Here is a 26,073-nt window from a genome sequence, read left to right as displayed (position 1 = left end):
TTCTCCAAATGGGGGGTTTCGGGAAGAGGCCGTAATGATAAGGATAGCCCGATTCCGATACAAGGCCAAATACCTTTAACGCCTCTTTGTTTCGTGCGATTTAGTGTCTATCGATGTGATAGTGGCGCTAAATCACTAATTCGACAGGAGTTTTAACAGCTCTTCCTGTGCGCCTATCTGGGGTTCTTCAGCTTTGGGGCTGTTGGCGCTGTAGCTGCCTTTAGTGTCTAGCTGCCAGCTGCGAAGATTGTCGCTCAGGTACAGTTCCAGGTCTTTGCGAATACGCTCGGCCAGTTCGGGTTGCTGTACCGGGAAGCAGGTTTCCACCCGGTGGTTGAGGTTTCGCTCCATTAGGTCGGCGCTGGCACAGAACACGGTGGGTTCGGCATTGGCAAAGTAGTAGGTGCGGGTATGTTCCAGAAAGCGACCGACAATAGAGCGTACGCGAATGGTCTCGGATACACCGGGAACACCCGGACGCAGGCAGCACATACCGCGGATAATTAAATCGATGGGCACGCCAGCCTGGGATGCTTTGTATAGCGCCTGAATGACTTTGGGCTCAGTCAGCCCGTTACACTTCATGATGATGTGTGCGGGTTTGCCTTCTTTGTGGGCCTTTGCTTCGTTGTCGATCATACGAATCAGTTGGCGTTTTAGGGTGAAAGGCGCATGTATCAGCTTGTCCATGCGCGCTGTTTTGCCCATGCCTGTGAGCTGTTGGAAGACACGGTGAACATCTTCGCAGAGTACTGGGTCGGCGGTAAGCAGCGAATAGTCGGTATACAGTCGGGCGTTGCCGCTGTGGTAATTCCCGGTACCCAAATGAACGTAGCGCTTTAGTACGCCGTCTTCCCGTCGTACCACGAGAATCATTTTTGAGTGGGTTTTGTAGCCTACTACACCGTAGACGACTACGGCACCGGCTTCCTGAAGTCGGCTGGCCAGCTCCAGGTTTTCCTCTTCATCGAAACGGGCGCGAAGTTCGACAATGGCCGTGACTTCTTTGCCGTTGCGTGCCGCGTCAATCAGTGCGTCGACAATGGATGATTTGATGCCGCCCGAACGGTAGAGCGTTTGTTTGATGGCGACAACGTTCGGATCTTTGGCGGACTGTCGCAATAGCTGCAGTACTGGAGCGAAAGATTCAAAGGGGTGAAGGAGCAGATAGTCTTTGCGCGACACGGCGTCAAAAATATTGTCCTTGCGAGCCAGGCCCTTGGGCATGGTGGGGGTAAACGGAGGGTAGAGTAAATCTGGCCGACCGACTTGCGCAGGCACTTGCATCAGTCGCTTGAGGTTTACTGGCCCGTGTACGCGATAAAGCTCTTTCTCGGTCAGGCCGACTTCTTTTAGTAGAAACTGGGTGAGTTCTTCGGGGCAGTTATCGGCTACTTCCAGGCGAACCGCCGTGCCAAAGCGGCGGGAGTGCAGTTCACCTCGCAGTGCGCGGGCGAGATCGGCAATACCTTCCATGTCGACATCGAGATCGGCGTTGCGCGTTATGCGGAATTGATAACAACCCTGGGCCGTCATACCGGGGAACATCTTTTCTGTATTGGCGTGGATCATGGAGGACAGAAATATAAAATTGTGACCGGGCTCGCCGAGGCCATCTGGCAGCTTAATCACCCGCGGCAAGGTGCGGGGCGCTGGCAGGATGGCGTAGTTTAAATCACGACCAAAGGCATCTTTGCCCTCGAGCTTAACAATAAAGTTGAGGCTTTTATTGACCAAGCGAGGGAAGGGGTGGGCCGGGTCGATACCGATGGGGCTGATGATAGGGAGTACTTCGCGCTCTACAAACTGCTCTACCCACGCGGTTTGCTCGGGTGTCCAGTTTTTGCGGCGAATAAACCGAATACCTTCTGCTTTCATTGCCGGAATAAGAATATCGTTGAGAGTCTGATATTGTTGTTCGACGGTCTTGTGGCAGATTTCACTAATTTTTCGCAGCACTTTGCTGGGATGCATACCGTCTGGCCCGGTGGTTTCCCTTTCGAATTTAATGCTCTGCATTAAACCTGCTACACGAATCTCGAAGAACTCGTCGAGGTTTGAGCTGAAAATGAGTAAAAATTTCAACCTTTCCAGTAGTGGATGGCTTTCGTCCAGAGCTTGTGCAAGCACTCGCTGGTTAAAGGCTAGGTGGCTCAACTCCCGATTGTTGTAGTAGATGTTGCTGTCGAGCGAAACGGGATCGGAAGTATCTGTGTTGCTGGGGGGCGTGTTTACTTCGGGCATTCGGGGCTGTCCTGATAATCGTTAAAACCAGTATATAGAATATGTGAAAAAAGTTTCGGTGCGATGACGCTTTTCTTGAAAGCGATCAGTCGCCTGTGGTTAATCCTGCAACAATCCTACTGAAACGAGGGATTCGCGAAGTTTTTCCATTGTTACGGGTTTAGCCAGGTAGTAATTCATTCCCACGTTAAATACATGTTGCCGGTGCTCGGCTTCAACATGGGCGGTGAGCGCGATAATGGGAATGGGTGTATAGGCTTTATTGTATTCCTGTTCGCGAATTTTTTCAGTAGCCTCGAAACCATCCATCTCGGGCATTTCACAGTCCATAAAAATAAGGTCGAAAAGCGGGTCAGAATCCATATAGGCCTCGACGGCTTCTTTGCCGTTTTCGGCGAATATGGGTTTGATATCAATTTTACTGAGCAAACCTTCGATAACCATGCGGTTAACGACATTGTCCTCTGCTACCAGAACGTTGAGTCCACGTTGTGGGCAAACGCTTTTGCTTTCCATTGTAATGAGTTCATCTAGCATGACGCCGGTGGCTTGCGCGAGCAGCGTATTTTGTATCGCTTGCACAGTGAGTGGACGGGGCAGAACCGATGTAATGGGCGTTAATTGCTCCATTGAAAATTTGGTCGTACGCTCACGGGTTAGCAGAATAATGGGAGTTTCGGCGTAGGTTTTCATCTCGCGAATGTTTTTAGCCACGGTGAACCCGTCTTTGCCATCAACAGATTGGTCGACAAAAAGAAAATCGTATTTTCGTTCGGGCGGCAATGTTTTTAATCGTGTGAGGGCAGCATCGACATTGTCCAACGAATCGCAGACAACATTCCACGAGAGACAGTGTTTTCTAAAGGCGCGATTCAGTATCGGCGAGCTGTGAATGGCCAGGATGCGCTTGCCGGACAGAGCCAGACTGGAGCTGGGCGCCTGACGGTTGGATGAATCTTCGGGTATATAGAATTGGCTGGTAAACCAGAACGTGGAACCTTCCGTTGGTTTGCTGACCACGCCAATTTGGCCGTTCATTAATCCCACAAGTTGTTTGCAGATAGCGAGACCGAGACCGGTACCTCCAAAGCGACGGGTGGTTGTGGCATCTGCCTGGCTAAATGCATTGAAAAGGTGCTTCTGCTTTTTTTCCTCTATACCAATACCGCTATCGCTGATGGAAAATTTTAACTTGGGAGATTCACTGACGGTGTGCTCTTCGGGTTCGACTTGCAGGAATACATAACCAGCGGACGTAAATTTAAATGCGTTGCCGATCAGGTTGACTAGAATCTGGCGCAGGCGCGTTGGGTCGCCGCTCAAATAGATAGGGGTTGATGGATGTACATCGCACACAAGCTCGATATCGCGTTTATGTGTTGTCGCACTAAAGAGTTGCAGGCAATCGTTAATCAGCTCGTTAAGATCGAATTCGACCTTTTCAATATGCATTTTGCCTGCTTCGATTTTGGAGTAGTCGAGAATATCGTTAATGATCGAAAGCAGGGATTCCCCTGAGCGGAAAATAACATCCAGATAATGTTTTTGTGCGTCGTTTAAGGGGGTGTCCCTAAGCATTTCTATCATGCCGATAACGCCATTCATCGGGGTCCGAATCTCGTGGCTCATGGTGGCAATAAAATGGCTTTTTGCCTGATTGGCAGCTTCGAATTGTTGAATTAGTTTTCGGGTTTCAAGCTTTTCTTCCTTTTCTGAGAGTAGAGCATGTTCTATTGCATGACGTTGTTCTACGTCTTCATGTAGGGTTGCGCGCATGGTTTCGAGAGATTCGAGCAGTTCATCCAGCTCATCTTTAACATTGTCGCGTACCGGTCTGTCCAAGTGGATAGGGTCGCCGATGTTGGTTAGCGACACAGAGCTGGCATGGTTCGCAATTCGGTGTAGATGGCGAATAATCAGGTGTTGAACCAGATGAAGCGTTGAAAAAGCCATTATCAGTATTAGAAGGCTTTCGAGAACAAAATTGGAGAGCAGGATTGTTAAAAATTGACGGTTGAGAAAGTTATCTGAGCCGGACAGGGTGAGGTTATAGCTGCCCTGCTCCGTAGCGATAATGTAGCTCTGGCTAAGTTTATGCGCAGCCCACTTTTCTTCTGTAGCGGGCGCGTTGAAATAAGTTTTCGTATTCGCCCCCGCTTGCTGGGACAGGGCGAGTCCCAGATGGGGGGAGCGTTTTTGCTGGTCTTCCAGAACCTGCTTGGCCTGTTCGACATCGCCACTAGCAAGCGCGCGGGAAAGCCAGGGGGTAATAGACTGCGCGCTTTGCTCAAGTTCGTTTTTGAGTTGGTTGGTGTACTGGTGATCCAGGATCATTCTTTCGGCCAGACCAAGCGATATAAGAACGGCACCTATTAGCAGAACCGCTAGGGTTAAGCGCTGGGCGATACTTTGTTTGGTGGGTCTGGTTGGTTTTTGCATAAAGTGATTCTTGCGAGTAAATGGCCGAATGCTTTATGGATTTAAAGCGCCTTTAGCGGCTCCCCTTAGTGTAGCAGTCTATAAAAGGAGGCCTCTACAGGAACGACTCCAGTAAATTGTTAAGGTACAGCAGCCCCTGAGGGCTGGCCTGCAGTCTATTGTTGTATGACGAGAGTAACCCCCGTTTGTGTTGTTGGGAAAGCGTAGGCTCGATGCTCGAAAGCGCCATTCCGGTACGCGCCGCGTATAAGTCACTTGGTACACCTTCAACCAGTCGTAGGGCGTTCATCATAAATTCAAAGGGCAGAGCCTCGTTGGTAACGATGTGGAGGTCGGCATTGAATGGGTTGGTGTTATCGTCGGTTATAGTGGCCGCAGCCATATAATGCCTGGGGAGCCGGGTTTTTCGATAGCGCAGAATCTGCCGCGGCTGTTTTAAGGTTATTTTTCCATGCGCTCCGGCGCCGGTTGCGAGGTAGTCACCAAACTGCCAGTAGTTCAGGTTATGGGCTGCCCTCTGCCCTTGGCGAGCATAGGCCGATATTTCATATTGTTGGAAGCCCGCCTCGGCCAACAGCGACTGCCCCTGCTGTTGGGTCTGCCAAATACTGTCGTCTTCCGGTTGCTGCGGGGGACGGCTATAAAATTCGGTATTCGGTTCGATGGTGAGCTGATACCACGACAGATGCTCGGGCTCCAAGGCAATGGCCTGACGTAAATCGTCCATGGCCTGCTCGGGTGTTTGTTCTGGCAGGGCGAACATTAGGTCGAGATTGATATTGTCGAAACCGGCGTCGCGCGCCAGCTTAAAGGCTCGGTGTACGTCATCCGGTGAGTGAATACGCCCCAGGCGCTGAAGTTTGTCGGCATCGAAACTTTGTACGCCCATAGATAGGCGGTTAACGCCAGCGTTGATATAGCCGCTGAAGTTGTCGTATTCCGCCGTGCCGGGGTTAGCTTCGAGAGTGATCTCGCATTGTCGGCTCAGGCCAATAGAATGTTCTGCCGTTTCCAGTATGCGAGCGATGGCAGAAGCGGGCAGCAGGCTTGGTGTACCGCCGCCAAAAAAGACGGTTTGTATCTTCCTGCCCTGGGCCAGCGATGCATCCTGGGCCAAATCCAATGCGATAGCGTTGAGGTATTCGTCGACGGGCAGATCAGCCTCGGCCTGATGAGAGTTGAAGTCACAGTAGGGACACTTGCGTACGCACCAGGGAATATGGACATAGAGCGAAAGGGGCGGCAGGGGGTCGAAGGGCTGAAAATCGGGCATAGTCGATGGCAATAGGCGGCGTGGGCAGTTACTTTACTGAGCCGAAGCGTTCGGGTCTATAGCATTACAAATTCAAACAACCGCTGTTTACTGGAAGCTATTACACTTAATGGTTCTTATCCAACCCAACAAAGGGCAACCGCTGTGACGCTAGTTCACCATAGGCTCATAACGTCTTCCATTTTTCTTCTCTCTTTTGGTCTGCTGCCGCTGTCAGCGCAGGCGATTAATTATGGCATATACGATTCCCGTGGCTTGGCTATGGGGGGCGCCGCCGTGGCTTCGGCCACCTGGCACCAGGCGCAATACTACAATCCGGCATTATTGGCGTTGCACAGTGAAAGTGAGGATGACAGTCAGGATGGTCGATTTGTGCTCCCTAACTTCGTGGTTCAAGCCGATAATGTATCGGAAGATATTGCCGATGCGGTGTCAGATGATTTGGACACACGGCTGGGCCAGTCGGTAGATGCTTTTAATGTTCAGCTAAGCCCCGAAACGGCAGGTCAGGTAGCGGCCGACGCGCGCGAATTGCAGTCGCTGTTGGACGACCTTGCCAACCAAGATGTATCTGGTGAGGCCTTTCTGGGTTTTTCTGTCAGTGAGCCGAGTATGCTGGAGGGCGGCGCTTTCTATTTTGGTGTGCGAGCGATTGGGGCGGGAAGTTCCCATATTCCAGAGGAGGATCAGGTGTTGCTGGATAGCTATATCACGGCTTTGGAAGTCGTTGCCACCGGTGGTGACATTACTGAAATTCCAGCAGAACTAATTGATAGTAACGGTAATCTTATCGACCCGACCGAGCAATTTAATTCAACTGCTGATTTAAGTGGTATTGTGATTACCGAGTGGGCCGTTGCCATGGCTAAGCAGTTTGACGTGTTTGGTCAGTCGCTTGCCCTGGGTATTACACCCAAGGTCATGCGCGTGGATGTGTTTCGAGAAACAACCGATTTTGATGCCGACGAATTGGATTTTATTGGCAGTCAGCGAACCTATGTTAATTTAAATGCGGATATGGGCGTTGTGCTGGAAATGTTCGATCATTATCGGGTCGCCTTTGCCGTTAAAGATTTACTGCCGAAAAAATTTAAAACGGAAGATGAATTAACTCTGCAGTTAAAGGCCAAACCGCGTCTTGGTTTGGCCTACGTGAATGACAGGTTTACGCTGGGGCTGGATGTTGATGTGATTGAAAATAAACCCATCGCGGCAGAGGCGGCAACTCAGGAAGCCAGCCTGGGGGCTGCAGTTTCAATATTTAATTCCACGGAGCTGCGTTTGGGGTATCGGCAGGATATTACGGGTTTGAGGGATGACGTTATTGCAGGCGGCATTGCATATCAGTTTAAACGCGCGGTATTCGAGCTATCGTATTCTCGGAGTGCCGATACTACCGGTGCGGCAATGCAATTTGGATGGGCATTTTAGCCGGGGCTATCGCTCGCCATTTTTCTATTTGGCAACGGTGTTATTTAAAATAAAAACTTTTTGAGTTTGTAAATAACACTGTCGGAATATGAAGATATTTTCACGTAGTTTTATTCATTGCTGTGCCATAACTTCTGAATGGGTAGCGTCTGTTATGGATTCGGTTTCTCGGATTTACACTTTTCTCTCGGTTAATCTTCCCCAACTTGTGAAAGAACAATAAATGGCTGCTTTTATCGGTTGCGGTATGATTGGGTATTCGTGTAAAAATCGTTCGAGTAAATTTTGCATGTTCGTCGTCCACGTTTGTGGCTGCGGATACCGTCTACCGATGAGGTAATACAATGGGAAAAATGGGAGTTGAGCTGCTAAGCGATCCACGCACTAATAAAGGATCTGCTTTTACTTTGGAAGAACGAGAGCAATACGGGCTCACGGGCTTATTGCCGCCTGTTGTCAGTACGCAGGAGCAACAGATAGAGCGCTCGCTGAACAGTTTGCGTAGTAAGCCGTGCGATATTGATAAATATATTTTTTTGTCGGCACAGCAAAAGCGCAATGAGCGGATTTACTACAAAATATTGATTGATCATATCGAAGAAGTTATGCCCCTAGTTTACACGCCAACCGTAGGTCAGGCCTGCCAGGAGTTCGCGGTTAATTTCCGCGAGTCCAATGGCTGCTATGTATCCTATAAGGATCGCGGCAAAATAGAGAAAGTATTGGGCAATTGGCCGGAGAAAAATATTCAGCTTATCGTGGTTACCGACGGTGAGCGAATTCTGGGCTTGGGGGATCTCGGCTGCAATGGAATGGGAATTCCCATTGGCAAACTTGCACTCTATTGTGCCTGCGCGGGCGTGGATCCGGCGGTCTGCCTGCCGGTGATGCTGGATTTGGGGACCGACAACGAAGCGCTTAGAGACGACCCATTTTATTTGGGCTTGCGGCAACCACGTATTCGAGGGGAGGCCTATCAGGCATTTGTCGATGAATTGGTGAGTGCGGTAAAAACACGTTTTCCCTGCGCGCTACTACAATTTGAAGATTTCTCAACACCTAACGCTGTCGCTTTACTGGAAAAGTATCGCGATCAAACCCTGTGTTTTAATGACGATATTCAAGGCACAGCATCGGTTGCCCTGGCAGGGTTAATTGCCGCGACGCGTATAACCCATACCCAGCTTAGCGATATGCGGTTTTTGTTTTTAGGTGCCGGTTCTGCAGCCACGGGTATTGGCGATCTGGTCGTCAAGGCCATGGTGGCGGGAGGGAAGGATCAAGCGTTGGCGACTCAACAGCTGGCCTTTATGGACAGCAAAGGTCTAATTGTTAAAAGTCGGGAAATCTTAACCGACCACAGTAAGCCCTTCGCACAGGATTTGCCCCCAATGCCGCTTGAAGAGGCGATTAAGACCTTTAAGCCCCACGGCATTATTGGAGCAACTGGGCGACCCGGATTAATCACCGAGCAGGTTATTAAGCTTATGTGTGAAAACAATCCGCACCCCATTATTTTTGCGCTTTCAAATCCCACAGCTAATGCCGAGTGTACCGCCGAGCAGGCCTATCGCTGGAGTGGTGGTAAGGCGATCTTTGCCAGCGGCAGTCCGTTTGCTCCCGTAGAAATCAATGGTGAAACAAAAATTCCCGGACAGGGTAACAACGCTTATATTTTCCCGGGCTTGGGTTTGGGCACGCTCTTGTCTGGCGCTAAACGGATTAACGACGATATGCTGATCCGCGCTGCGGAAGAGTTGGCGGGTTCGGTCGAGGAGGCGCAAATCAATAGTGGCTGCCTCTACCCTCCGTTGCGGAATATTCGTGAGGTCTCAGCGCGTATTGCGGTTATCGTCGCCCAAAGCGCCGAACGACATGGTTTGCTGAGTGAACCTTTACCTGACGATTTTGCGCAGAGAGTCAGAAGCAGTCAGTACTGTCCAGACTATTAATAGTTGTTGTATGACATAGCTCTTAGTTAATCGTGCGGTGTCATTGCTTACGCAGCCCAATACAAGGTGCTTGGGCTGCTCTCCCCCTTATGTGGTCGCCTAATTTTTCTAAACGGTATTTGTGTGGATCTTTAGTGACGGTTGTTTGGCCATGCGTTTTCTAAATTAATCAAACGTCAATGGAGCCCGCGCTTTGACTGTTTCTGTCGCCCCATTAATTTTTATCTCGCGCGTTATTCCTTTCTTTATTGTTTCTAATTACAAAATATTATTGCAATAACCCTTTGCTTAACCTGTGCTTTATTTGTGTGCGTGCTTACCGTGCACTACATTGGAGTGTGCACGTATCTGGTGCTTTTGGCGTCGTTTTATGCATCTCGTAAATGTTCAATTATAACTAACACACTGTTTTTTAAGGGGTTTTAAAAGTTGGCTTAGTTAGTGCTAAAACAAGGCAAGCTCGTTCGTATTGGTATGACCAAGCTAACAAAATTATTTATAACGATTTGGAGGAAACACATGAAAACTTCTAAAAAAATCTTAGCGGTTGCTGTTGCAGTTTCACTTGCTGCTTCCACTATGGCACCTGTTGCCAATGCTGAAGTGTCTGCTTCTGTTGGCGTTGCCAGTAGCTACTTATGGCGTGGTTTTGAATTGGGTTCTGGCACTCCAGCTGTTTCTGGTTCTTTGGACTACTCAAATAGTGGTTTTTATGCGGGCATTTGGGGATCTTCCGGTGACGCGACTGCGGGAAATGAGTACGACTTATATGTTGGTTACGGCGCTGAAGTAGGCGATTTTTCTTACGGTGTTTCGATTATCAACTACATCTACCCAACAGGAAATTATAAAGAAACCGAAGGCTTGGGCGATTTTATGGAAGCCATTATCTCCCTCGGCTATGGTCCCGTTAGCTTTGTTTACCACGACAATATTGCAGGCGATACCGGCGGGTACGCTTTCGGTGAAGACTATAGTTACGCGGCTTTGAGTGTAGGCTTTGGCGCTTTCTCTGCAACTCTTGGCCAGCATTTTGAGGACGTGCCGGTATTTGGCGAAGATGGAGAACCTCTCTCCGTAACGGGTGACGCGACTCACTTTGATCTTGGTTACGCTTACAACGACAATCTGTCATTTACTTTAAGCACCATTATTGGTTCCGATTCCGGTTACGATGAGCCAGAGCCGACTTTCGTTGTTTCTTACAGTATGCCAATCGAATAAGACGTTGGCCAAAAGCCGATGGTTAAGTCTTTAACCATCGGCACAGTTAAACAAATTACGCAGCTCGAGCTGCATTAACCATTAAGGAGCAGTCCAATGAAATTAATAACTGCCGTCATTAAGCCTTTCAAGCTGGACGCTGTACGTGAGGCGTTGTCTGAAATTGGTGTACAGGGAATTACTGTTACCGAGGTCAAAGGATTTGGCCGCCAGAAGGGCCATACGGAGCTGTATCGTGGAGCAGAGTACGTGGTTGATTTTCTGCCAAAAACGAAATTGGAAGTCGCGGTTGCTGACGATCAGCTGGATTCTGTTTTGGAATCAATTAGTAAAGCAGCCCACAGCGGAAAGATTGGTGACGGAAAAATATTTGTTTCCGAATTACACCAAGTTGTCCGTATTCGCACCGGCGAATCTGGTGAAGAAGCGCTGTAACTTTAACTAATAAGTAGAATCCTAAAATTCCGGAGAACTGCTATGGAAAACTCTATTTTTGAATTGCAGTACGCCTTGGATACCTTTTATTTCTTGGTATCAGGCGCACTGGTTATGTGGATGGCAGCTGGTTTTGCCATGCTTGAGTCGGGCCTTGTCCGCTCTAAAAACACCACTGAAATTTTAACCAAAAATGTTGCCCTGTACGCGATTGCTTGCATTATGTATTTCGTCTGTGGTTACGCGATTATGTACGACAAAACATTCTTTCTCAGCGGTATTGTTGCCGATGGTGTTGCAGGTGCCGATGAGCCTGCTGCTTATGCGCCTTCTGCCGACTTCTTCTTCCAGGTTGTTTTCGTGGCGACCGCCATGTCAATCGTATCGGGTGCTGTTGCCGAGCGTATGAAGCTTTGGGCATTCTTGGTTTTCGCCGTTGTGATGACTGGTGTTATCTACCCAATGGAAGGTTCGTGGACTTGGGGTGGTGCGCCGGTTTTCGGTATGTACACTTTGGGCGACCTGGGCTTCTCTGATTTCGCTGGTTCCGGTATTGTTCATATGGCTGGTGCTGGTGCTGCTCTGGCTGGCGTACTGTTACTGGGTGCTCGTAAAGGTAAATACGGCCCGAATGGTGAAGTGAATGCGATTCCTGGCGCTAACCTGCCGCTGGCGACCCTGGGTATGTTTATCCTGTGGATGGGCTGGTTCGGTTTCAACGGCGGTTCTGTACTAGCAACTGCCAGCGTAGAAAGTGCTAACTCAGTAGCGATTGTCTTTATGAACACCAACGCTGCTGCTGCCGGTGGCTTGGTTGCTGCACTGATTGTTGCCCGCATCCTGTTTGGCAAAGCTGATCTGACTATGGCGTTGAACGGTGCTCTGGCTGGGCTTGTGGCAATCACTGCTGAGCCTTCTACGCCGACCGCGCTACAAGCGACTTTGTTTGGTGGTATCGGCGGTATCTTGGTTGTATTCGCCATTATCGCTCTGGATAAGCTGAAGGTTGATGATCCCGTTGGTGCCATTTCCGTGCATGGTGTTGTCGGTTTCCTGGGTCTGATGTTGGTTCCTATTACCAATGATGGTTCCTCTTTTAGCGGCCAGCTGATCGGTGCGCTCACCATCTTTGTTTGGGTGTTCGTAGTGAGTGCTATCACTTGGTTCGTAATCAAACTGATTATGGGTATCCGTGTTACGGAAGAGGAAGAGTTTGACGGAGTAGATTTATCCGAATGTGGTATGGAAGCCTACCCAGAATTTATTTCCGGTAGTAAGTAACACCGCGTTTTAGAGTGTAAGAAAGCGGAGGCTCTGGCCTTCGCTTTTTTTTGCGTAGCGTGCGTGCTTTTCGGGTTTTTGAAGTACGGAATAAGAGCTATAAGTTAAGTCAAAATTTTCACGAAGTCTTCCTGGCGATACTGTGTATTCCTGCAGGTCGAAGGCCTCTCCGGCAGTGAGTGCCACAAGCGTTGCAAGCAACCGCCACCATAGAGGGTAGTTTGCTTTTTCCCTTCTGATCGGTGTAAATTGCGTCTTCCAACACTTTCAAGTCGGCTTCGGGGGTGTTTCCGAGCCGTAAACGACAATAAAACCTAGAACAAGGTGCATTTAAGGATTTCTTATGAAACTGATTACTGCTGTTATTAAGCCTTTTAAGTTGGACGATGTCCGCAACGCACTATCTGAAATTGGTGTTCAAGGTATGACCGTAACCGAGGTGAAGGGCTTTGGTCGACAAAAGGGTCATACGGAGCTGTACCGTGGTGCAGAGTACGTTATTGATTTCTTGCCAAAAGTGAAGTTAGAGCTGGTACTGGGCGATGATATGGTCGATCAGGCCGTTGAAACCATCACCAAGGCGGCTCAAACGGGCAAAATTGGCGACGGCAAAATCTTTATTACACCATGCGAAGATGTTGTGCGTATCCGCACGGGTGAGACCGGTCCAGACGCTATTTGATTTCTTTTAGGTTTATACTTTTCGCGCCACCCCCTCTCTGTGGCGCAATCTCCCTTTATCCAGAAACTGCTTTTTGCTTATCGCGTTAACAAAATAACTATTTTGTAAATTTTGCAGCAAATTATAGAACAAAAAAAACTAAGAAAGCGTTTTTCAGTGAATGACAATGTCAGCACTCTGAACTATAAATTACCGGAGTTTGAAAAGTTGTTCCTGTGCTTTTTATGGCTACAGGGGTAGTAGACGTTGTTTTATATGAGGACGCAAAAGTGGTTGAAGAAGATATTTTAGAATCAAGTGACGCTGATTCTTCAGGCGCGACAATAGTCAATGAGTCAATGTTGTCAAAGGAGTTGGAGCGTCAGCGTTTACAGTCAGAAATCGATGCGTTTTTGGCTCACGGCGGAAAGATCGATCAAATACCGCCCAATGTCGTTGCTGATCCGCCGAAAAAGCCTGGCTCTAATTATGGGGGGCAGCCTATTTAAAAAGCCGCTGCTGGGGGAGGGTTTTCCTTACTTATAAGATCCTAGAAAGCCGAAAGGCCGCTCCGGAAGTTTGCGTAAGCGAATGCTCTTGCCAGTTTCTTTACAAATACTTAGGCAGCAGCCGGTTCAACACTTCAGCAATATAGCCCAAAAACAGAGTACCCATACTTGAGCGATAATAGGCGGGATCCTGGTTGCCGATGGCGAGTACTCCCAGCGGACTGCCGTGTTGCAGGACAGCCATAGCTGCGCTACCAATATTTGGGGCGTCGCCGTCAAATAAAAACTGGCACTCTTTGATATCGATACCGCCGCTGACCGCGTTCGGTAGCTTCATACGCTTGCCGATGTAGTCGCGCGCATCGTGAACAGACGCGATGCGGGCTTCGCTGACGGGGGTGCTGTTGTTGCCAAATAGAATCAGGCGGGTGTAGTGAATATTAAATTCTTTGTCGAAGCTATAGTAGAGGGCGTCGACTAGGTCGCCGAGGTCGTTGCATTCCAGCAATGACAGGACCAGACGTTTGGTCTTATCGAACAGGCGATCATTTTCGCGGGCATTGTCCAGCAGGTCACTCAGGCGGTGGCGCATATCCATATTGCGTTCGCGCAATACGGCGACCTGTCGCTCCACCAGGGAGATGGCGTTGCCACTGTGGTGGGGTAGCTCTATGTCGGCGAGGAGATCCAGATGGTGACTAAAAAAATTTGGGTGGCTTTTTAAGTACTGCACCACTTGCTCTTCTTTAATTTTTTCCTTGCTTTGAGTAATGGAAGATTCACTCATATTTTTACTTGCCCATGGAAAACAGAGGTTGCCGGGCCTGTCATCATAACAGGCTTTCCGTCGCCCTCCCATTGGATGGCCAAAGAGCCTCCGGGCAGATTAACGGATACGATGTTGTCGAGCAGACCGCGCAAAACACCACTGACTATCGCCGCGCAGGCGCCCGTTCCGCAGGCTAGAGTTTCGCCCGAGCCGCGTTCGTAAACACGTAAATTGACCGTGTTGCGATCAATGACTTGCATAAAGCCCGCATTTACCTTGTTCGGGAATTGCGGGTGGCTTTCGATCAAAGGACCGAATTGTTCTACAGCGAATGATTTAACGTCGTCAACGAGAGTGACTGCATGAGGGTTGCCCATGGAGACTGCTCCAATGTCGAATACTTGACCGTTTACCGAAAGAGGATAACTGCTTTGCTGGTTGTCTGCTTTAAACGGGATCTTTGTGGGCTCCAGTATGGGTACACCCATATTGACCCTGACTTGATTGTCGTCCAGCACTTGCAGTTGGATAATGCCGCTGGCGGTTTCCACCGAGATAAGTTTTTTGCCGGTCAGCTGGCGCTGGTGAACAAATACGGCAAAACAGCGGGCACCATTGCCGCAGTTTTCGACTTCGCTGCCGTCGTTATTAAAGATGCGGTAGCGGAAATCGGTATTGGGATTGGTGGGTGCCTCGACAACCAATACCTGATCACAGCCTACGCCAAAGTGGCGGTCTGCGAGTTTGCGCGCCCGCTCGGGCGTAATGGTCACTTTTTGGCTAATGGCATCGACCATAACAAAGTCGTTGCCGATGCCCTGCATTTTGGTAAAGCGTAGGCGCATTAGTTCTGGCCTTCCGGCAGCAGGTGTTCGCCACGAACCATATCGTCGAAGTTTTCGCGAGCGCGAATAAGGTTATGCTTGTCGCCGTCTACCATCACTTCGGCTGCTCGGCCTCGGGTGTTGTAGTTGGAACTCATCACAAAGCCGTAGGCACCGCTAGACATCAAAGCCAGACGGTCGCCTGCCTGTAGTGCTAGCTCGCGATTTTTGGCGAGGAAGTCGCCGGTTTCGCATACCGGCCCGACCAGATCCCACTCCAGCACTTCGGCTTCGGTCCTTTCGATGGCCGGTAATACTTTTTGCCAGGCCTGGTAGAGCGCCGGACGAATATTGTCATTCATTGCGGCGTCGATAATGGCGAAGTTGTGGTGGTCTGTAGGCTTAAGGTAGAGTACTTCGGTCAGCAAAATACCGGCGTTGGCGGCAATGGAGCGACCGGGCTCGAGCACGATTTCTAGCTGTCGATCACCCAGGCGTTTTTTTACCTCGGCCAGATAGTCCTGGGGCGAGGGGGGATGTTCGTCGCTGTAGGTTACGCCCAGGCCGCCGCCCAAATCGAGGTGGTGAATACTGATCCCCTTTTCAGCGAGGTCGTCGACTAGCAGTAGTAAGCGATCCAGCGCGTCCAGGAAGGGGGATAGCTCGGTTAACTGGGAGCCGATATGGCAGTCGATACCGACGACATTCAGTCCAGGCAATTCGGCGGCCCGCCGATACACGTTGGTGGCGACATTGATATCAATACCAAACTTGTTTTCTTTTAGTCCGGTGGAAATATAGGGGTGGGTATTCGCGTCTACATCGGGATTTACTCGCAGCGAAATATTGGCTGTCTGGCCCCGCTGGGAGGCGATTTCTGATAAGGTCTCAAGCTCTGCTTCCGATTCCACGTTAAAACAGGCAATGCCGGTTTCCAGCGCGAAGACTATTTCATTGGGCTTTTTACCTACACCGGAAAATATGACTTTTTCCGGCTTGCCGCCGGCGGCCAATACCCTGCGCAGTTCACCTTCAGACACGATATCAAAACCCGCACCGAGTTCGGCTAGCACCTGTAATACGGCGATGTTGGAGTTGGCTTTTACGGCGTAGCAAATGGTGCCTGGGTGATCGCCCAGTGCTTCGGCATAGGAAAGGTAGTGGGAGCTAAGGGCGGCGCGGCTATATATATAGCAGGGCGTACCGTAGTGGTCGGCAAGTGCGGACAGCGCACAACCTTCGGCGTGTAGGCTGCCGTTGCGGTATTCAAAGTGTGGCATATAGTGGCTATCTCTAATTCAATAGGGCTTGAGCGGATTCTTGAGCGGGCTCGCTGTCGGGTGCGGGCAATTTTAGGGGCCCCTTCTGACCACAGCCAGTCGCACTTAACAGCAGCATGCTGAGCAACGTCAGTTTAAAGGCAGACTTGCGGGAAATAATCCGGCTGAACATATACGCCATAACCAAACCTTTTACTCGTTGGCGGGCGATGGTTCAGGAACCCTTGCCGCCAATCCCAAATATAAAAGGCCGGAGTATAACCTTTCGCACAGCCTTGCATAACCCTTGCGGGGACTTGTAAGGCTCAAGGGGCGGCGAAAAACCAGGGTGGCGCAAAGAGGCCTGGCGGAATTGGGGTCTAGGCTTTCTGTAGGATACCAATCGCCTGATTCAGCTTGAATTCGAGCTGACCTTTAATTTTCAGGTAGTGACTGCTGGAGAGCTTAGCGTTTTCGGAGAGCTGTTTAGCACACAGGCTGAGGTCGAGATCTGTGAGGTAGACCGGGTAATGACCCTGGGTTGAACGAAGTTTCACTATGTGCTGGGCGACAACCAAGTAGAGCTGGTCGCCAAATTTGCGGCCGAGAAATTCCTGGTCTTCACAGTAGAAGTTGAACTCCATCGTGCTATCACTACCGGGTTGAGCCACGGCTTTTACATCGAACTTGGCCTTTGCTGACATCTCCTGGGAAACGCGCTTGGGCTGTGTTTGAAACTGGTTGCCCACTTTGCTTAGTTCGTAAAAATGCATAGGGAAGATACCGAAATCGTATAGCAATTCCTGATTGATACGGGTCTGTCGATTAATAATGGCTCGAAGGAAATGGTGCAGGGGTTTTAGAGGGGCGTGCTGGCCGCTGCCGCGGTAGAGGCGATGCAGGACAACGCCCATTTCATCGACCACATAGGTTTCCATTCCAATATCAAAGCGCCGAAAAAATACGTAGATGGCGCCGGACCAGCTGCGGCCACCGGAGCTGCCGGAAATGGTATCGGCAATGGCACGCAAGGGGTGATTAAGCAATGCGCGGCTGTCGATCATAATCGGGCTGATGGAGAGCTGTTCCTCAGCCAGATAATCAACCAGCATATTTTCGTTGGCGTGCTCGCGTACCAGTAAGCGAGGCCCTTTAAATTGCAGGCTGAAGTAAGTTCCTGCCATTTCAAACAGATATCGGGTGGTTGAAGGGTAACGACCGGAGTAGTAGCAGCGCAATATTTCTGTAAACCAGCGTTCGACACGGCGGGTAATGGTGGCAGCATGGATGCTGCTGACACAGGCCACCGAGAGTTGAGGTGGTTTATGGTGTGTGCTGGGCAGACACAGTTGCAGGAAATCCTGTAGGCAATCCAGCAGTGCGCGTTGGGAGTCAAAGCGGCGGGTGTCGATTTCATTCCAGCTATTGCGCGTCACCATGTCAACGGAGGCCACTAGGTTTTCTTCAAAGCCACTGTAGCGCAGAGCGTCGGTTTGATTGCTTAGCCGTTGAATGCCCATTTCATCTAAATGGGGCGTGGGTGATTTGCCTACATTTAGCAACAGAAGGACGCTCGTGGGGCTGGCAACGTGCTTAAAACTGTCGTGGCCCTGGGGCGCAAGAGGCAGTGGTAGCCAGTGTTCCAGTTGGTTGATTAACTTGCGCAAACTGAATTCGTTTATGGAGGGCGCGCGCTGAATATCGAAAGAGGTGGAAGGTAGAATGACGCCGTTGAAGTAGCACCACATAACAAGCTCGACCAAGCTGAGGGCGGATTTTATTGCGCCGCTTTCGCCACCGTTGGATGGGCCGGTTTTGCGAGCATAGGCGGTCCACGCCTGGAGTTTGGCTTCCTCATCAAAATGTTCTGTGAGGGCAATAATGGTTTCACTGAGGTCTTCGGATATGCCGGGGTTGATCCACTCAATTTTTCCCGGTTTACGCTCAAAAGCTGCCTGTAGCTTGCGCCCGAGAATCGTTATCTCTTCTGTTGAGATCGCGCGTACTGCACCTGTTTCGCTGCCGAACGCCTGAATAACGTGATAGCTGTGGTTTAGCTCGTTGACCAAAAGCGCGCGCTCTTCAGCCACTTCCGGGGCTTTCCATTTGGCTCGTTGGTCGAGTACTTCTATTTGGCGTTTGCTCCAGCCCCATTCTTGAGTGAGTTGTTCGAGCATCCGTCGCTGCCAGGATTTTTCGCGCGAGCGCGGTGGTTTCGAGAGGGGCTTGTTGACTTTAAAGTAGAAGCAGCGCCTCGCCAGCTCTAAACGTTTGGTTTGATTATTTGCTCTCAGGTAACGTTCGATATGTCGGTAGATCATCACGTAACTGTCGAGAAAATCGATATTGAGTTCGCCTGTGTAAACACTGTTTTTGAAATCCAGCGCGAGGGGCTGAATACGAGGGTGCTGTGCGATATAGGCTTCCAGTAGCAACAGTTTGAGAACCGATTTATAGGGTGATTCGATGGCTTTGTAGAGCTGCCAGATACCGGCACCGACAAATTCGCCGTCGGGGATCGTCGCGATACCACCAAAATCCAGAACGCTTTCCTGGCTGATAAAGCGTTTCGTAATCAAGGTTGCGGTGTAGCTGTGGTATTCGTTTTCTTGGGTTTCGGGAACAAACCACCACAGCGGTTTGCGCCCGGCAATATGGATCGCGGTGCGATAAAACTCATCGAGCAACAGCAGGCGCTGGGCGCTACCGCTGGATTCTTCGTCCAGGGTGGAGATATGGCCCTGTTTAAAGGCTTGGTGATCCATTAAAAAGAAATGGGCTTCCAGTCGAAATTTCATTGCCCAATCGGATATGCGTTTGCACTTCAAATCGAGGAGTTCTAGGGCTTTTTTACTCAGGCCGGGCTTTACACACAGCCAGATATCCAAGTCACTTTTTTCGCTTTGAGCGATGGTCCCTACGCTACCCATAATGTAAATGCCGTAGATTTCTTCCTCGTGGGTAATATCCACATTGGGTGTAAAGCTGCGGGCGATACTTCTACCAAGGCTGATGTCCGCCTTGCTGAGCTTAAAGCGGCATAGTCGTGAGGGGGTTTCGCGCGCGACAAAACCGGGCATCATCGGATGATTGGTGTGAAACAGGAGCGGCAGGGCGTCCACCACGGGTCGTTGGCGATCACCCAGAGCGCCGCGCAGACGTTGCAGTCTGTCGGTATTAATGGCACTAAACCGCTGATTAATGCGGTTGAGGTTTTGACGGTCTAATCCCTGTTCGATTTCGCCGGGGGCTATTGCTCGGAGTTTCACTGTTGGTCGCTAAAGGTCAATGGACAGCGATGGCTGTCACAATAAGAGTGTGATTTAAGTTTAGCAGTGGGTAGCGAAGAGTAGCGCCCCAATAGTAGGGGCGACTTAGACAGATTTATTTGGGTTGGCGCGAAAAACGTTTACTTGCCCTGAGTGCAGTACTTTTCCTGCAGGGCATCTTTAACCAGAGAGGGGACAAACTTGCTGACGTCGCCACCGAGCGAGGCGATTTCCTTTACCAGAGAAGAGGAGATATAGGAGAGGTGCTCCGCCGGGGTTAAAAACAGGCTTTCCATGGAGGGCGCCAGGGCTCGGTTCATATTTGCGAGCTGGAATTCGTATTCAAAATCTGAGACCGCACGAAGACCACGAACAACGCCGTAAGCCTTTTTCTCTTCAACCAGATCTTTCAGCAGGCAATCAAAACCACAGATTTCGATATTATCCAGATCCTGCAGGACTTCCGCCGCCATGGAGACGCGTTCTTCAAGTGTGAACAGTGGCTGTTTGCGGGGGCTTGAGGCCACGGCAATGACCACGGAGTCAAATAGCTTGGCGGCCCGGTGCAACAGATCGATATGACCATTGGTGATGGGGTCGAAGGTGCCGGGGTAGACAACTCGCTTCATAACATTACTCGATTGAGTCGGATTTGGGCGCATATTCTAGCCTGAAGTTCGTTAACAAAGAAATTGATGCAGGGCGTAGCATACATCACCTGCGGTTTTTTCCCGATGACATTGCCACTGAGGCGCGAAAGCCAGGGTTTGGGACTTGGGGTGTTCGATGTATACCAGGGTATCACGGTGGAGAAAGCCCTTCTGTACCAGCAGTTCCAGAGAGTGCAGCCACAGGTTCTGGGAAAAAGGGGGGTCGATAAAAATAATATCGTAGGGCTCGCCACCACTTTCCAGTAGTTTTTGGGCATCTCCCGTATACACCTGAGCATCGCTACACTGTAATGTTTGCAGGTTACGGTTTAATTGTTGGGCAGCAGCGCTGTTGTATTCGGCAAATTGTACAAATGAGGCCCCCCGGGATAGCGCTTCAAGCCCCAGTGCGCCAGTGCCGGCATAAAGATCTAGGCAGCGGCTGCCAGCGGTGTGCGGCATGAGCCAGTTAAACAGCGTTTCGCGAACACGGTCACCGGTGGGGCGCAGGCCCTCAGCATTGGTCACGGTCAGTTTTCGACCACGCCACTGGCCGGCGATAATCCGGATGGTGGAATTTAGTTCTTTTTGTGCATTTTTCTTTTTGGGGGGCAAAAGAATCGGCTCCAATAATGGTAGGATGTTCGTCAGTGAAATCTAGCAATCCAATAAACAGGCAATAATGTTTTTTAAGCGTAAAAAAAGCAACTCTGATACCGGCGATACTTCTCCGTCCACTACCGAAACTACCTCTGCGGTTGAGCAGCCACAGGAAAAGCTTGGTTTGTTCGCGCGCATAAAACGCGGTCTATCGCGTACCAGCAGCCAATTTTCCGATGGTCTGGCCCACTTGTTGATGGGCAAGAAAACTATTGACGATGAGCTGCTGGAAGAGATTGAAACCCTCTTGCTGATGGCCGATGTGGGTGTGGAAGCGACAACTGATATTATTGACGACCTTACCAATCGCGTGGCGCGCAAGCAGCTGGCCGATTCGGAAGCGCTGTTTGATGTGTTGAAAAGTTCTCTAAACGAGCTTTTGCAGCAGGTTGAAGCGCCGTTGGTTATCGACAAGCAAAAAAAACCTTATGTGATTCTGGTTGTGGGTGTGAATGGTGTGGGTAAAACCACGACTATCGGCAAGCTTGCCAAACGTCTGCAGGGGGAAGGCCAGTCTGTCATGCTGGCGGCAGGGGATACATTCCGCGCCGCAGCGGTTGAGCAGTTGCAGGTATGGGGCGAGCGCAATCAAGTGCCTGTGGTGGCGCAGCATACAGGTGCCGACAGCGCCTCGGTTATTTTCGATGCGGTGCAATCGGCGCAATCGCGGGATGTTGATGTGGTTATTGCCGATACCGCCGGACGCTTGCACAACAAGAGCAACCTGATGGACGAGCTGTCCAAGGTGAAGCGTGTGATGGGCAAACTGGACGCCACGGCCCCGCACGAAGTATTGTTGGTGCTGGATGCCGGAACCGGCCAGAACGCCGTCAGTCAGACCGACCAGTTTCGAGAGGTATCCGGCGTGACCGGTATTGCCCTGACCAAGCTCGACGGTACCGCTAAGGGCGGTATTATTTTTGCCCTCAGTAAAAAACATCAGATACCGGTGCGCTTTATTGGCGTTGGGGAGGGTATCGATGACTTGCAGCCATTTGATGCGAAGAGTTTTATTGAAGCCCTGTTTGGGGAAAAAGCATAGGTTAGTCTGTTGTTTGGGGAGCGCGAAGCGAACCCCAGCAAAGACCTTTATTATCACGAATACATAAAAAACATAGCAACGTGATCAATTTCAGCAACGTCAGCAAACGCTACGAAAGCGGTTATCAGGCCCTCGCCAACCTCTCCTTCGATATTGATGAAGGGGAAATGGTATTTCTTACCGGTCATTCGGGTGCGGGTAAAAGTACCTTGATGAAACTGATTATGCTGATGGAGCGCGCTACCACCGGCCAGGTGATTATCGCCGGTCGCAACCTCAACCGAATGCGCCGTGGTCAGATTCCCTCCCACCGCCGTCAGGTGGGGGTGGTTTTTCAAAATCATCAGTTATTATTCGATCGCAATGTATTTGAAAACGTGGCTCTGCCGCTGCATATCGCCGGCCATCAATCCAGAGAGGTGGGCCGCAGGGTTCGTGCCGCGCTCGATAAGGTAGGCCTGCTGGATAAAGAAAAACTCAATCCCATTACCCTTTCCGGGGGGGAGCAGCAGCGAGTGGGTATCGCGCGCGCAGTCGTCAATAAGCCTTCGTTGCTCTTGGCCGACGAGCCTACCGGTAACCTGGATCCCGAACTCTCCGCCGAAATTATGAACTTGTTCCGCCAGTTTAATCACTTTGGTGTAACGGTTATGATCGCCAGTCACGATATCGCGCTTATCGAGCGGCTGAATTACCGGGTACTAACGCTCGACAAAGGGCAGCTGATTCACGACGGTCTACTGGCTCCGCGAGGCGAGCGCTAATGGCCCGAATTGATAACGGAGCGATCCAAAGCAAAACTAGCCTGGGGGATAAAGCCCGCAGTTACTGGGGGCATCATCGTGCGTCCTTCTTAGGTAGTCTGGCTCGCCTTCTAAGTACTCCAGGACAAACACTGATGACGGCCTTGGTGGTCGCCATCGCGTTGGCACTCCCCGCAACCCTGCTGGTTGCCCTGGGCAATATCCAGCAATTAGGTGATAACTGGGATGCCAGCCCAAAAATTTCGGTGTATTTGAATTTACGCGCTCGGGAAACGGCTATCGAGCAGTTGATCAAGCGCCTTGAGCGAATGGCTGAGGTGAATGCTGTTCAGTATTTATCTGCGGAGCAGGTGAAGGCTGATTTTCAGCGGATGTCTGGGTTTGGTGAAGCGTTGGAGGCTCTGGACGACAATCCCCTGCCCGCGACGCTGGTCGTGACCCCAACCTTCGCTGCCACAGAGGCAGCGGCACTGCAATCACTGGGGGAGAAGATCGCCAGCGAAGCCATTGTCGATGAAGTGTCTATGGATATGGAGTGGGTGCGGCGCCTGCGCGAGCTTATGGTGCTGGGCAAGAAAATAGTCGCGGCTCTGGCGGGGTTGCTGGGGCTTGGTGTCCTGCTGGCCGTGGGAAATACTATTCGTTTGGCGATCGAAAACCGTCGCGATGAGATTGTTGTATCCAAGCTGGTGGGCGGCAGCGATGGCTTTGTTCGCAGGCCCTTTATCTATAGCGGTGGTTGGTACGGTTTTATCGGTGGCTTGCTGGCCGCTCTCATCGTTGTCGCGGGCTTCTGGATAATCGAAGGTACGGTCGTCAAACTGGCGTTGCTTTACCAAAGTGATTTTGAGTTACAGGCTCTGGGGTTTAAAGGTTGTTTACAATTGTTGGGAATAGGTACCTTGCTCGGCTGGTTGGGTGCCTGGCTGGCGGTGGGTCGCCATTTGGCTCAAATTGAGCCTTAGGTAAATGGCGGGATCGACGGCTGGCGGAGGTTGCTGGTGGCATCGCAGACTATAGCGATTAGTGGCCCGGGCAGGCAATATACTGTTGGCGACTCGCTATCCAAAGTGGTGCTTTACCCTGACGATAGCCATAGTAAATGGGAACTCTAGTAGCGAATTTTAGTCGAAGTCCTTGTAAATTTTTATTTACAACCTAATATTGCCCAACTGCTGAACCTTTTTTACGTTGGGTTTGCTTAAAAGAAAACATTGGAGGATTGCCGAATGGGCAGAAGTTTACAGACTGTTGAAGTGTTGGCTCCGGGTCAAAACCTGAATGCCTACATGCAGGCCGTGAACCGTTTCTCTGTGCTGACTGCCGAAGAAGAGAAGCAGCTGGCTGAAGACTTATACTACCGTGAAGATCTGGAGGCCGCGCGCCGTATGGTCTTGGCGCATTTGCGTTTTGTGGTTCATATAGCTAAATCCTATGCTGGCTACGGCTTGCAGCAGGGTGACTTGATCCAGGAAGGCAACGTCGGTTTGATGAAAGCGGTAAAACGCTTTAACCCGGAAAAAGGTGTGCGTTTGGTGAGCTTTGCCGTTCACTGGATTAAAGCTGAAATCCACGAATTTATTCTGCGCAACTGGCGTATTGTGAAAGTTGCCACTACCAAGGCTCAGCGCAAGCTGTTTTTCAACCTGCGTGGCCAGAAAAAGCGCTTGGCGTGGTTGACCAACAATGAAGCGAAGCTGGTTGCCGAAGATTTGAATGTGGACGTAAAAAACGTTCGCGAGATGGAAACCCGTCTGTCCGCTTTCGACGCCGCTTTTGATGCGGGCGCCGATGAAGACGACGAAACAGCTTACCATGCACCGGCCAACTATCTGGAAGACCGTCGCTACGATCCTTCCATGTTACTGGAAAAGGCCGACTGGACTGAAAACAGTGTTGCGGGCTTGGAGCAGGCGTTGGACGTTCTAGATGATCGCAGCCGCGATATCCTACAGCAGCGCTGGCTGAGTGAAAGCAAGGCGACACTGCATGAACTGGCCGAGAAATACGGGGTATCCGCAGAGCGCATTCGACAGCTGGAAAAAAATGCAATGAAAAAAATGCGTGTTTCCATTGAGGCCTGATCAAGCTGTTTGTATTTCTCAAATGAGAACAAAAAGCCGCAAATAAGCGGCTTTTTTTATGCTCAGGGATTGGGTCGGTATTAGCGGCGGAGTCAAGGGTGCGGTAATAGCAAGCGGTTGGCTAAGAGATCTTCGTGAATTAGAGTGAGTCGCTACGTTAGGCGTAAAACAGTTATAGGTTTAAGCATAGAGAGACAAGTATGAGTCCAACCGCAAAACTAATCCTGATTATCGCCGCCGCAAATGGGGGGCTTGCCGTAATTCTTGGAGCCTTCGGTGCTCACGGCCTGAAGGGCAGTATTTCTGATACTATGCTCGCGGCTTGGCAAACAGGTGTGCAGTATCATTTTTACCACACCTTTGCTCTACTCGTTGTGGCGCTGTTGTTCGTGCAAGGAGTATCGAGCTATTGGTTGTCCATTGCCAGCGGTCTATTTGTAGCGGGTATTTTGTTTTTCAGTGGAAGCCTATATGGTTTGGCGCTGGGCGGTCCACGCTGGCTGGGGCCGATTACGCCGCTGGGTGGTTTGATGTTTATTTTTGGCTGGGGCGCGCTCTGCGTTGCGGTATTGAGAGTTAAGAGTTGATGAAACCTGAGTACAAGAAGAAGACGATTCGCAGCTATGTGATTCGCGGTGGTCGTATGACTGATGGACAGAAAAACGCGTTTGATCAGTGGTGGCCGGTATACGGTTTGAGCTTGTTTGATGGCGAAATTAGTCCTGCCGAAATTTTTGAACGCGAAGCTCCGCTGGTAGTAGAGGTGGGGTTTGGTATGGGCGATTCTCTCCACGAGATGGCGGCGGCCGACCCAGATAAAGACTTTATCGGTATTGAAGTACATCCTCCCGGTGTTGGTCGCCTGATTAGCTTGGCAGGCGCTTCCGGCTTAAGCAACTTGCGTGTATTTATGGCTGATGCGGTAGATGTTATGAGTGATTGTATTCCCGAGAGCAGCGTAGATCGGTTCCAGTTATTTTTTCCAGATCCTTGGCATAAGAAAAAGCATAATAAGCGGCGGATTGTTCAGCCCGCATTTTTGCAGCAAGTTCGCCGAATATTGAAAGCCGATGCGCGCTTTCATATGGCGACCGACTGGGAAAATTATGCTGAATACGCCATGGACGTTCTCTTGTCGGCGCCGGGTTACGATAACACCAGTGGTGAGTCTTGTTTTGCCGAGCGGCCAGCATACCGTCCGAAGACGAAATTTGAGGCAAGGGGGGAGCGGCTTGGTCACGGTGTGTGGGATATTGTTTTTAGCAAAGTGAACGAATGCTAACGCCTTCCTATGGGAAAAGAG

At 50.5% G+C, this 26,073-nt stretch carries 23 protein-coding genes; 13 read left to right on the top strand and 10 right to left on the bottom strand.

Annotated features, from left to right (window positions below; genetic code table 11):
• Nucleotides 1–135 precede the first annotated feature (135 nt).
• From ppk1 to hemW, 3 genes are all read right to left on the bottom strand, one after another.
• Entirely contained in the window at nt 136–2,244 is a 2,109-nt protein-coding gene (gene ppk1 / locus H5715_RS14555; RefSeq protein ID WP_075187015.1) for a polyphosphate kinase 1, read from the bottom strand.
• 99 nt (nt 2,245–2,343) lie between these two features.
• The gene (locus H5715_RS14550) at nt 2,344–4,683 is read right to left on the bottom strand and encodes a hybrid sensor histidine kinase/response regulator (RefSeq protein WP_075187014.1); all 2,340 of its coding nucleotides are present in this window, start codon (nt 4,681–4,683) and stop codon (nt 2,344–2,346) included.
• 94 nt (nt 4,684–4,777) lie between these two features.
• The gene (gene hemW / locus H5715_RS14545) at nt 4,778–5,956 is read right to left on the bottom strand and encodes a radical SAM family heme chaperone HemW (RefSeq protein WP_075187013.1); all 1,179 of its coding nucleotides are present in this window, start codon (nt 5,954–5,956) and stop codon (nt 4,778–4,780) included.
• A 144-nt stretch (nt 5,957–6,100) separates the two neighbouring features.
• Between hemW and H5715_RS14540 the strand changes: the two genes are divergently transcribed.
• The 7 genes from H5715_RS14540 to H5715_RS14510 all read left to right on the top strand — a co-directional run bounded on the left by H5715_RS14540 (nt 6,101) and on the right by H5715_RS14510 (nt 13,449).
• Nucleotides 6,101–7,387 (top strand): conjugal transfer protein TraF, encoded by a 1,287-nt coding sequence (locus H5715_RS14540; protein ID WP_075187012.1) that lies wholly within the window; start codon nt 6,101–6,103, stop codon nt 7,385–7,387.
• Nucleotides 7,388–7,731: 344 nt separating this feature from the next.
• Nucleotides 7,732–9,339, top strand: coding sequence for an NAD-dependent malic enzyme (locus tag H5715_RS14535; RefSeq protein WP_075187011.1), 1,608 nt, complete (start codon nt 7,732–7,734; stop codon nt 9,337–9,339).
• 519 nt (nt 9,340–9,858) lie between these two features.
• A complete protein-coding gene (locus H5715_RS14530; RefSeq protein WP_075187010.1) occupies nt 9,859–10,563 on the top strand; it encodes a TorF family putative porin in 705 nt (234 codons plus the stop codon).
• A 96-nt stretch (nt 10,564–10,659) separates the two neighbouring features.
• Nucleotides 10,660–10,998, top strand: a complete 339-nt coding sequence (gene glnK, locus H5715_RS14525) for a P-II family nitrogen regulator (protein ID WP_075187009.1) — start codon at nt 10,660–10,662, stop codon at nt 10,996–10,998.
• 42 nt (nt 10,999–11,040) lie between these two features.
• Complete coding sequence (locus H5715_RS14520) at nt 11,041–12,279, top strand: ammonium transporter (RefSeq protein ID WP_075187008.1); 1,239 nt, start codon at nt 11,041–11,043, stop codon at nt 12,277–12,279.
• A gap of 343 nt (nt 12,280–12,622) precedes the next feature.
• Nucleotides 12,623–12,961: a P-II family nitrogen regulator gene (locus tag H5715_RS14515; protein WP_075187006.1), complete on the top strand. Its 339-nt coding sequence runs from the start codon at nt 12,623–12,625 to the stop codon at nt 12,959–12,961.
• Nucleotides 12,962–13,185: 224 nt separating this feature from the next.
• The gene (locus H5715_RS14510; RefSeq protein WP_246434566.1) at nt 13,186–13,449 is read left to right on the top strand and encodes a hypothetical protein; all 264 of its coding nucleotides are present in this window, start codon (nt 13,186–13,188) and stop codon (nt 13,447–13,449) included.
• Between the two features lie 100 nt (nt 13,450–13,549).
• Here H5715_RS14510 and H5715_RS14505 read toward each other — a convergent pair whose 3' ends face one another.
• From H5715_RS14505 to rsmD, 7 genes are all read right to left on the bottom strand, one after another.
• Nucleotides 13,550–14,236, bottom strand: a complete 687-nt coding sequence (locus tag H5715_RS14505) for a DUF484 family protein (RefSeq protein WP_075187005.1) — start codon at nt 14,234–14,236, stop codon at nt 13,550–13,552.
• Entirely contained in the window at nt 14,233–15,063 is an 831-nt protein-coding gene (dapF, locus tag H5715_RS14500) for a diaminopimelate epimerase (RefSeq protein WP_075187004.1), read from the bottom strand. Before dapF ends, H5715_RS14505 begins: the two co-directional genes overlap by 4 nt.
• Nucleotides 15,063–16,322 carry a diaminopimelate decarboxylase gene (lysA, locus tag H5715_RS14495; RefSeq protein ID WP_075187003.1) on the bottom strand — a complete coding sequence of 420 codons (1,260 nt, stop codon included), beginning with the start codon at nt 16,320–16,322 and terminating at the stop codon, nt 15,063–15,065. Before lysA ends, dapF begins: the two co-directional genes overlap by 1 nt.
• A gap of 13 nt (nt 16,323–16,335) precedes the next feature.
• Complete coding sequence (lptM, locus tag H5715_RS14490) at nt 16,336–16,503, bottom strand: LPS translocon maturation chaperone LptM (protein ID WP_221892297.1); 168 nt, start codon at nt 16,501–16,503, stop codon at nt 16,336–16,338.
• 178 nt (nt 16,504–16,681) lie between these two features.
• Nucleotides 16,682–19,570 (bottom strand): class I adenylate cyclase, encoded by a 2,889-nt coding sequence (locus tag H5715_RS14485; RefSeq protein WP_075187002.1) that lies wholly within the window; start codon nt 19,568–19,570, stop codon nt 16,682–16,684.
• 140 nt (nt 19,571–19,710) lie between these two features.
• The gene (gene coaD, locus H5715_RS14480) at nt 19,711–20,199 is read right to left on the bottom strand and encodes a pantetheine-phosphate adenylyltransferase (protein ID WP_075187001.1); all 489 of its coding nucleotides are present in this window, start codon (nt 20,197–20,199) and stop codon (nt 19,711–19,713) included.
• 51 nt (nt 20,200–20,250) lie between these two features.
• On the bottom strand, nt 20,251–20,835 hold the full coding sequence (rsmD, locus tag H5715_RS14475) for a 16S rRNA (guanine(966)-N(2))-methyltransferase RsmD (RefSeq protein WP_075187000.1): 585 nt from the start codon (nt 20,833–20,835) through the stop codon (nt 20,251–20,253).
• Between the two features lie 67 nt (nt 20,836–20,902).
• Here rsmD and ftsY point away from each other — a divergent pair, with 67 nt between their 5' ends.
• The 6 genes from ftsY (at nt 20,903) to trmB (ending at nt 26,052) form a co-directional block, all read left to right on the top strand.
• Complete coding sequence (gene ftsY, locus H5715_RS14470) at nt 20,903–21,922, top strand: signal recognition particle-docking protein FtsY (RefSeq protein ID WP_075186999.1); 1,020 nt, start codon at nt 20,903–20,905, stop codon at nt 21,920–21,922.
• An 80-nt stretch (nt 21,923–22,002) separates the two neighbouring features.
• Entirely contained in the window at nt 22,003–22,686 is a 684-nt protein-coding gene (gene ftsE, locus H5715_RS14465; RefSeq protein WP_075186998.1) for a cell division ATP-binding protein FtsE, read from the top strand.
• The gene (ftsX, locus tag H5715_RS14460; RefSeq protein WP_075186997.1) at nt 22,686–23,651 is read left to right on the top strand and encodes a permease-like cell division protein FtsX; all 966 of its coding nucleotides are present in this window, start codon (nt 22,686–22,688) and stop codon (nt 23,649–23,651) included. The genes ftsE and ftsX overlap by 1 nt, the downstream gene beginning before the upstream one ends.
• Before the next feature lie 264 nt (nt 23,652–23,915).
• On the top strand, nt 23,916–24,770 hold the full coding sequence (gene rpoH / locus H5715_RS14455) for an RNA polymerase sigma factor RpoH (RefSeq protein WP_075186996.1): 855 nt from the start codon (nt 23,916–23,918) through the stop codon (nt 24,768–24,770).
• Between the two features lie 200 nt (nt 24,771–24,970).
• Nucleotides 24,971–25,357 carry a DUF423 domain-containing protein gene (locus H5715_RS14450; protein ID WP_075186995.1) on the top strand — a complete coding sequence of 129 codons (387 nt, stop codon included), beginning with the start codon at nt 24,971–24,973 and terminating at the stop codon, nt 25,355–25,357.
• Nucleotides 25,357–26,052 (top strand): tRNA (guanosine(46)-N7)-methyltransferase TrmB, encoded by a 696-nt coding sequence (gene trmB, locus H5715_RS14445; protein WP_075186994.1) that lies wholly within the window; start codon nt 25,357–25,359, stop codon nt 26,050–26,052. The genes H5715_RS14450 and trmB overlap by 1 nt, the downstream gene beginning before the upstream one ends.
• The last annotated feature ends 21 nt before the right edge of the window (nt 26,053–26,073 follow it).

The organism is Teredinibacter haidensis, assembly GCF_014211975.1.
Classification (GTDB): Bacteria; Pseudomonadota; Gammaproteobacteria; order Pseudomonadales; family Cellvibrionaceae; genus Teredinibacter; species Teredinibacter haidensis.
Note: the sequence above shows the minus strand (reverse complement) of the source record. Positions and strands in the feature narration are given on the sequence as shown.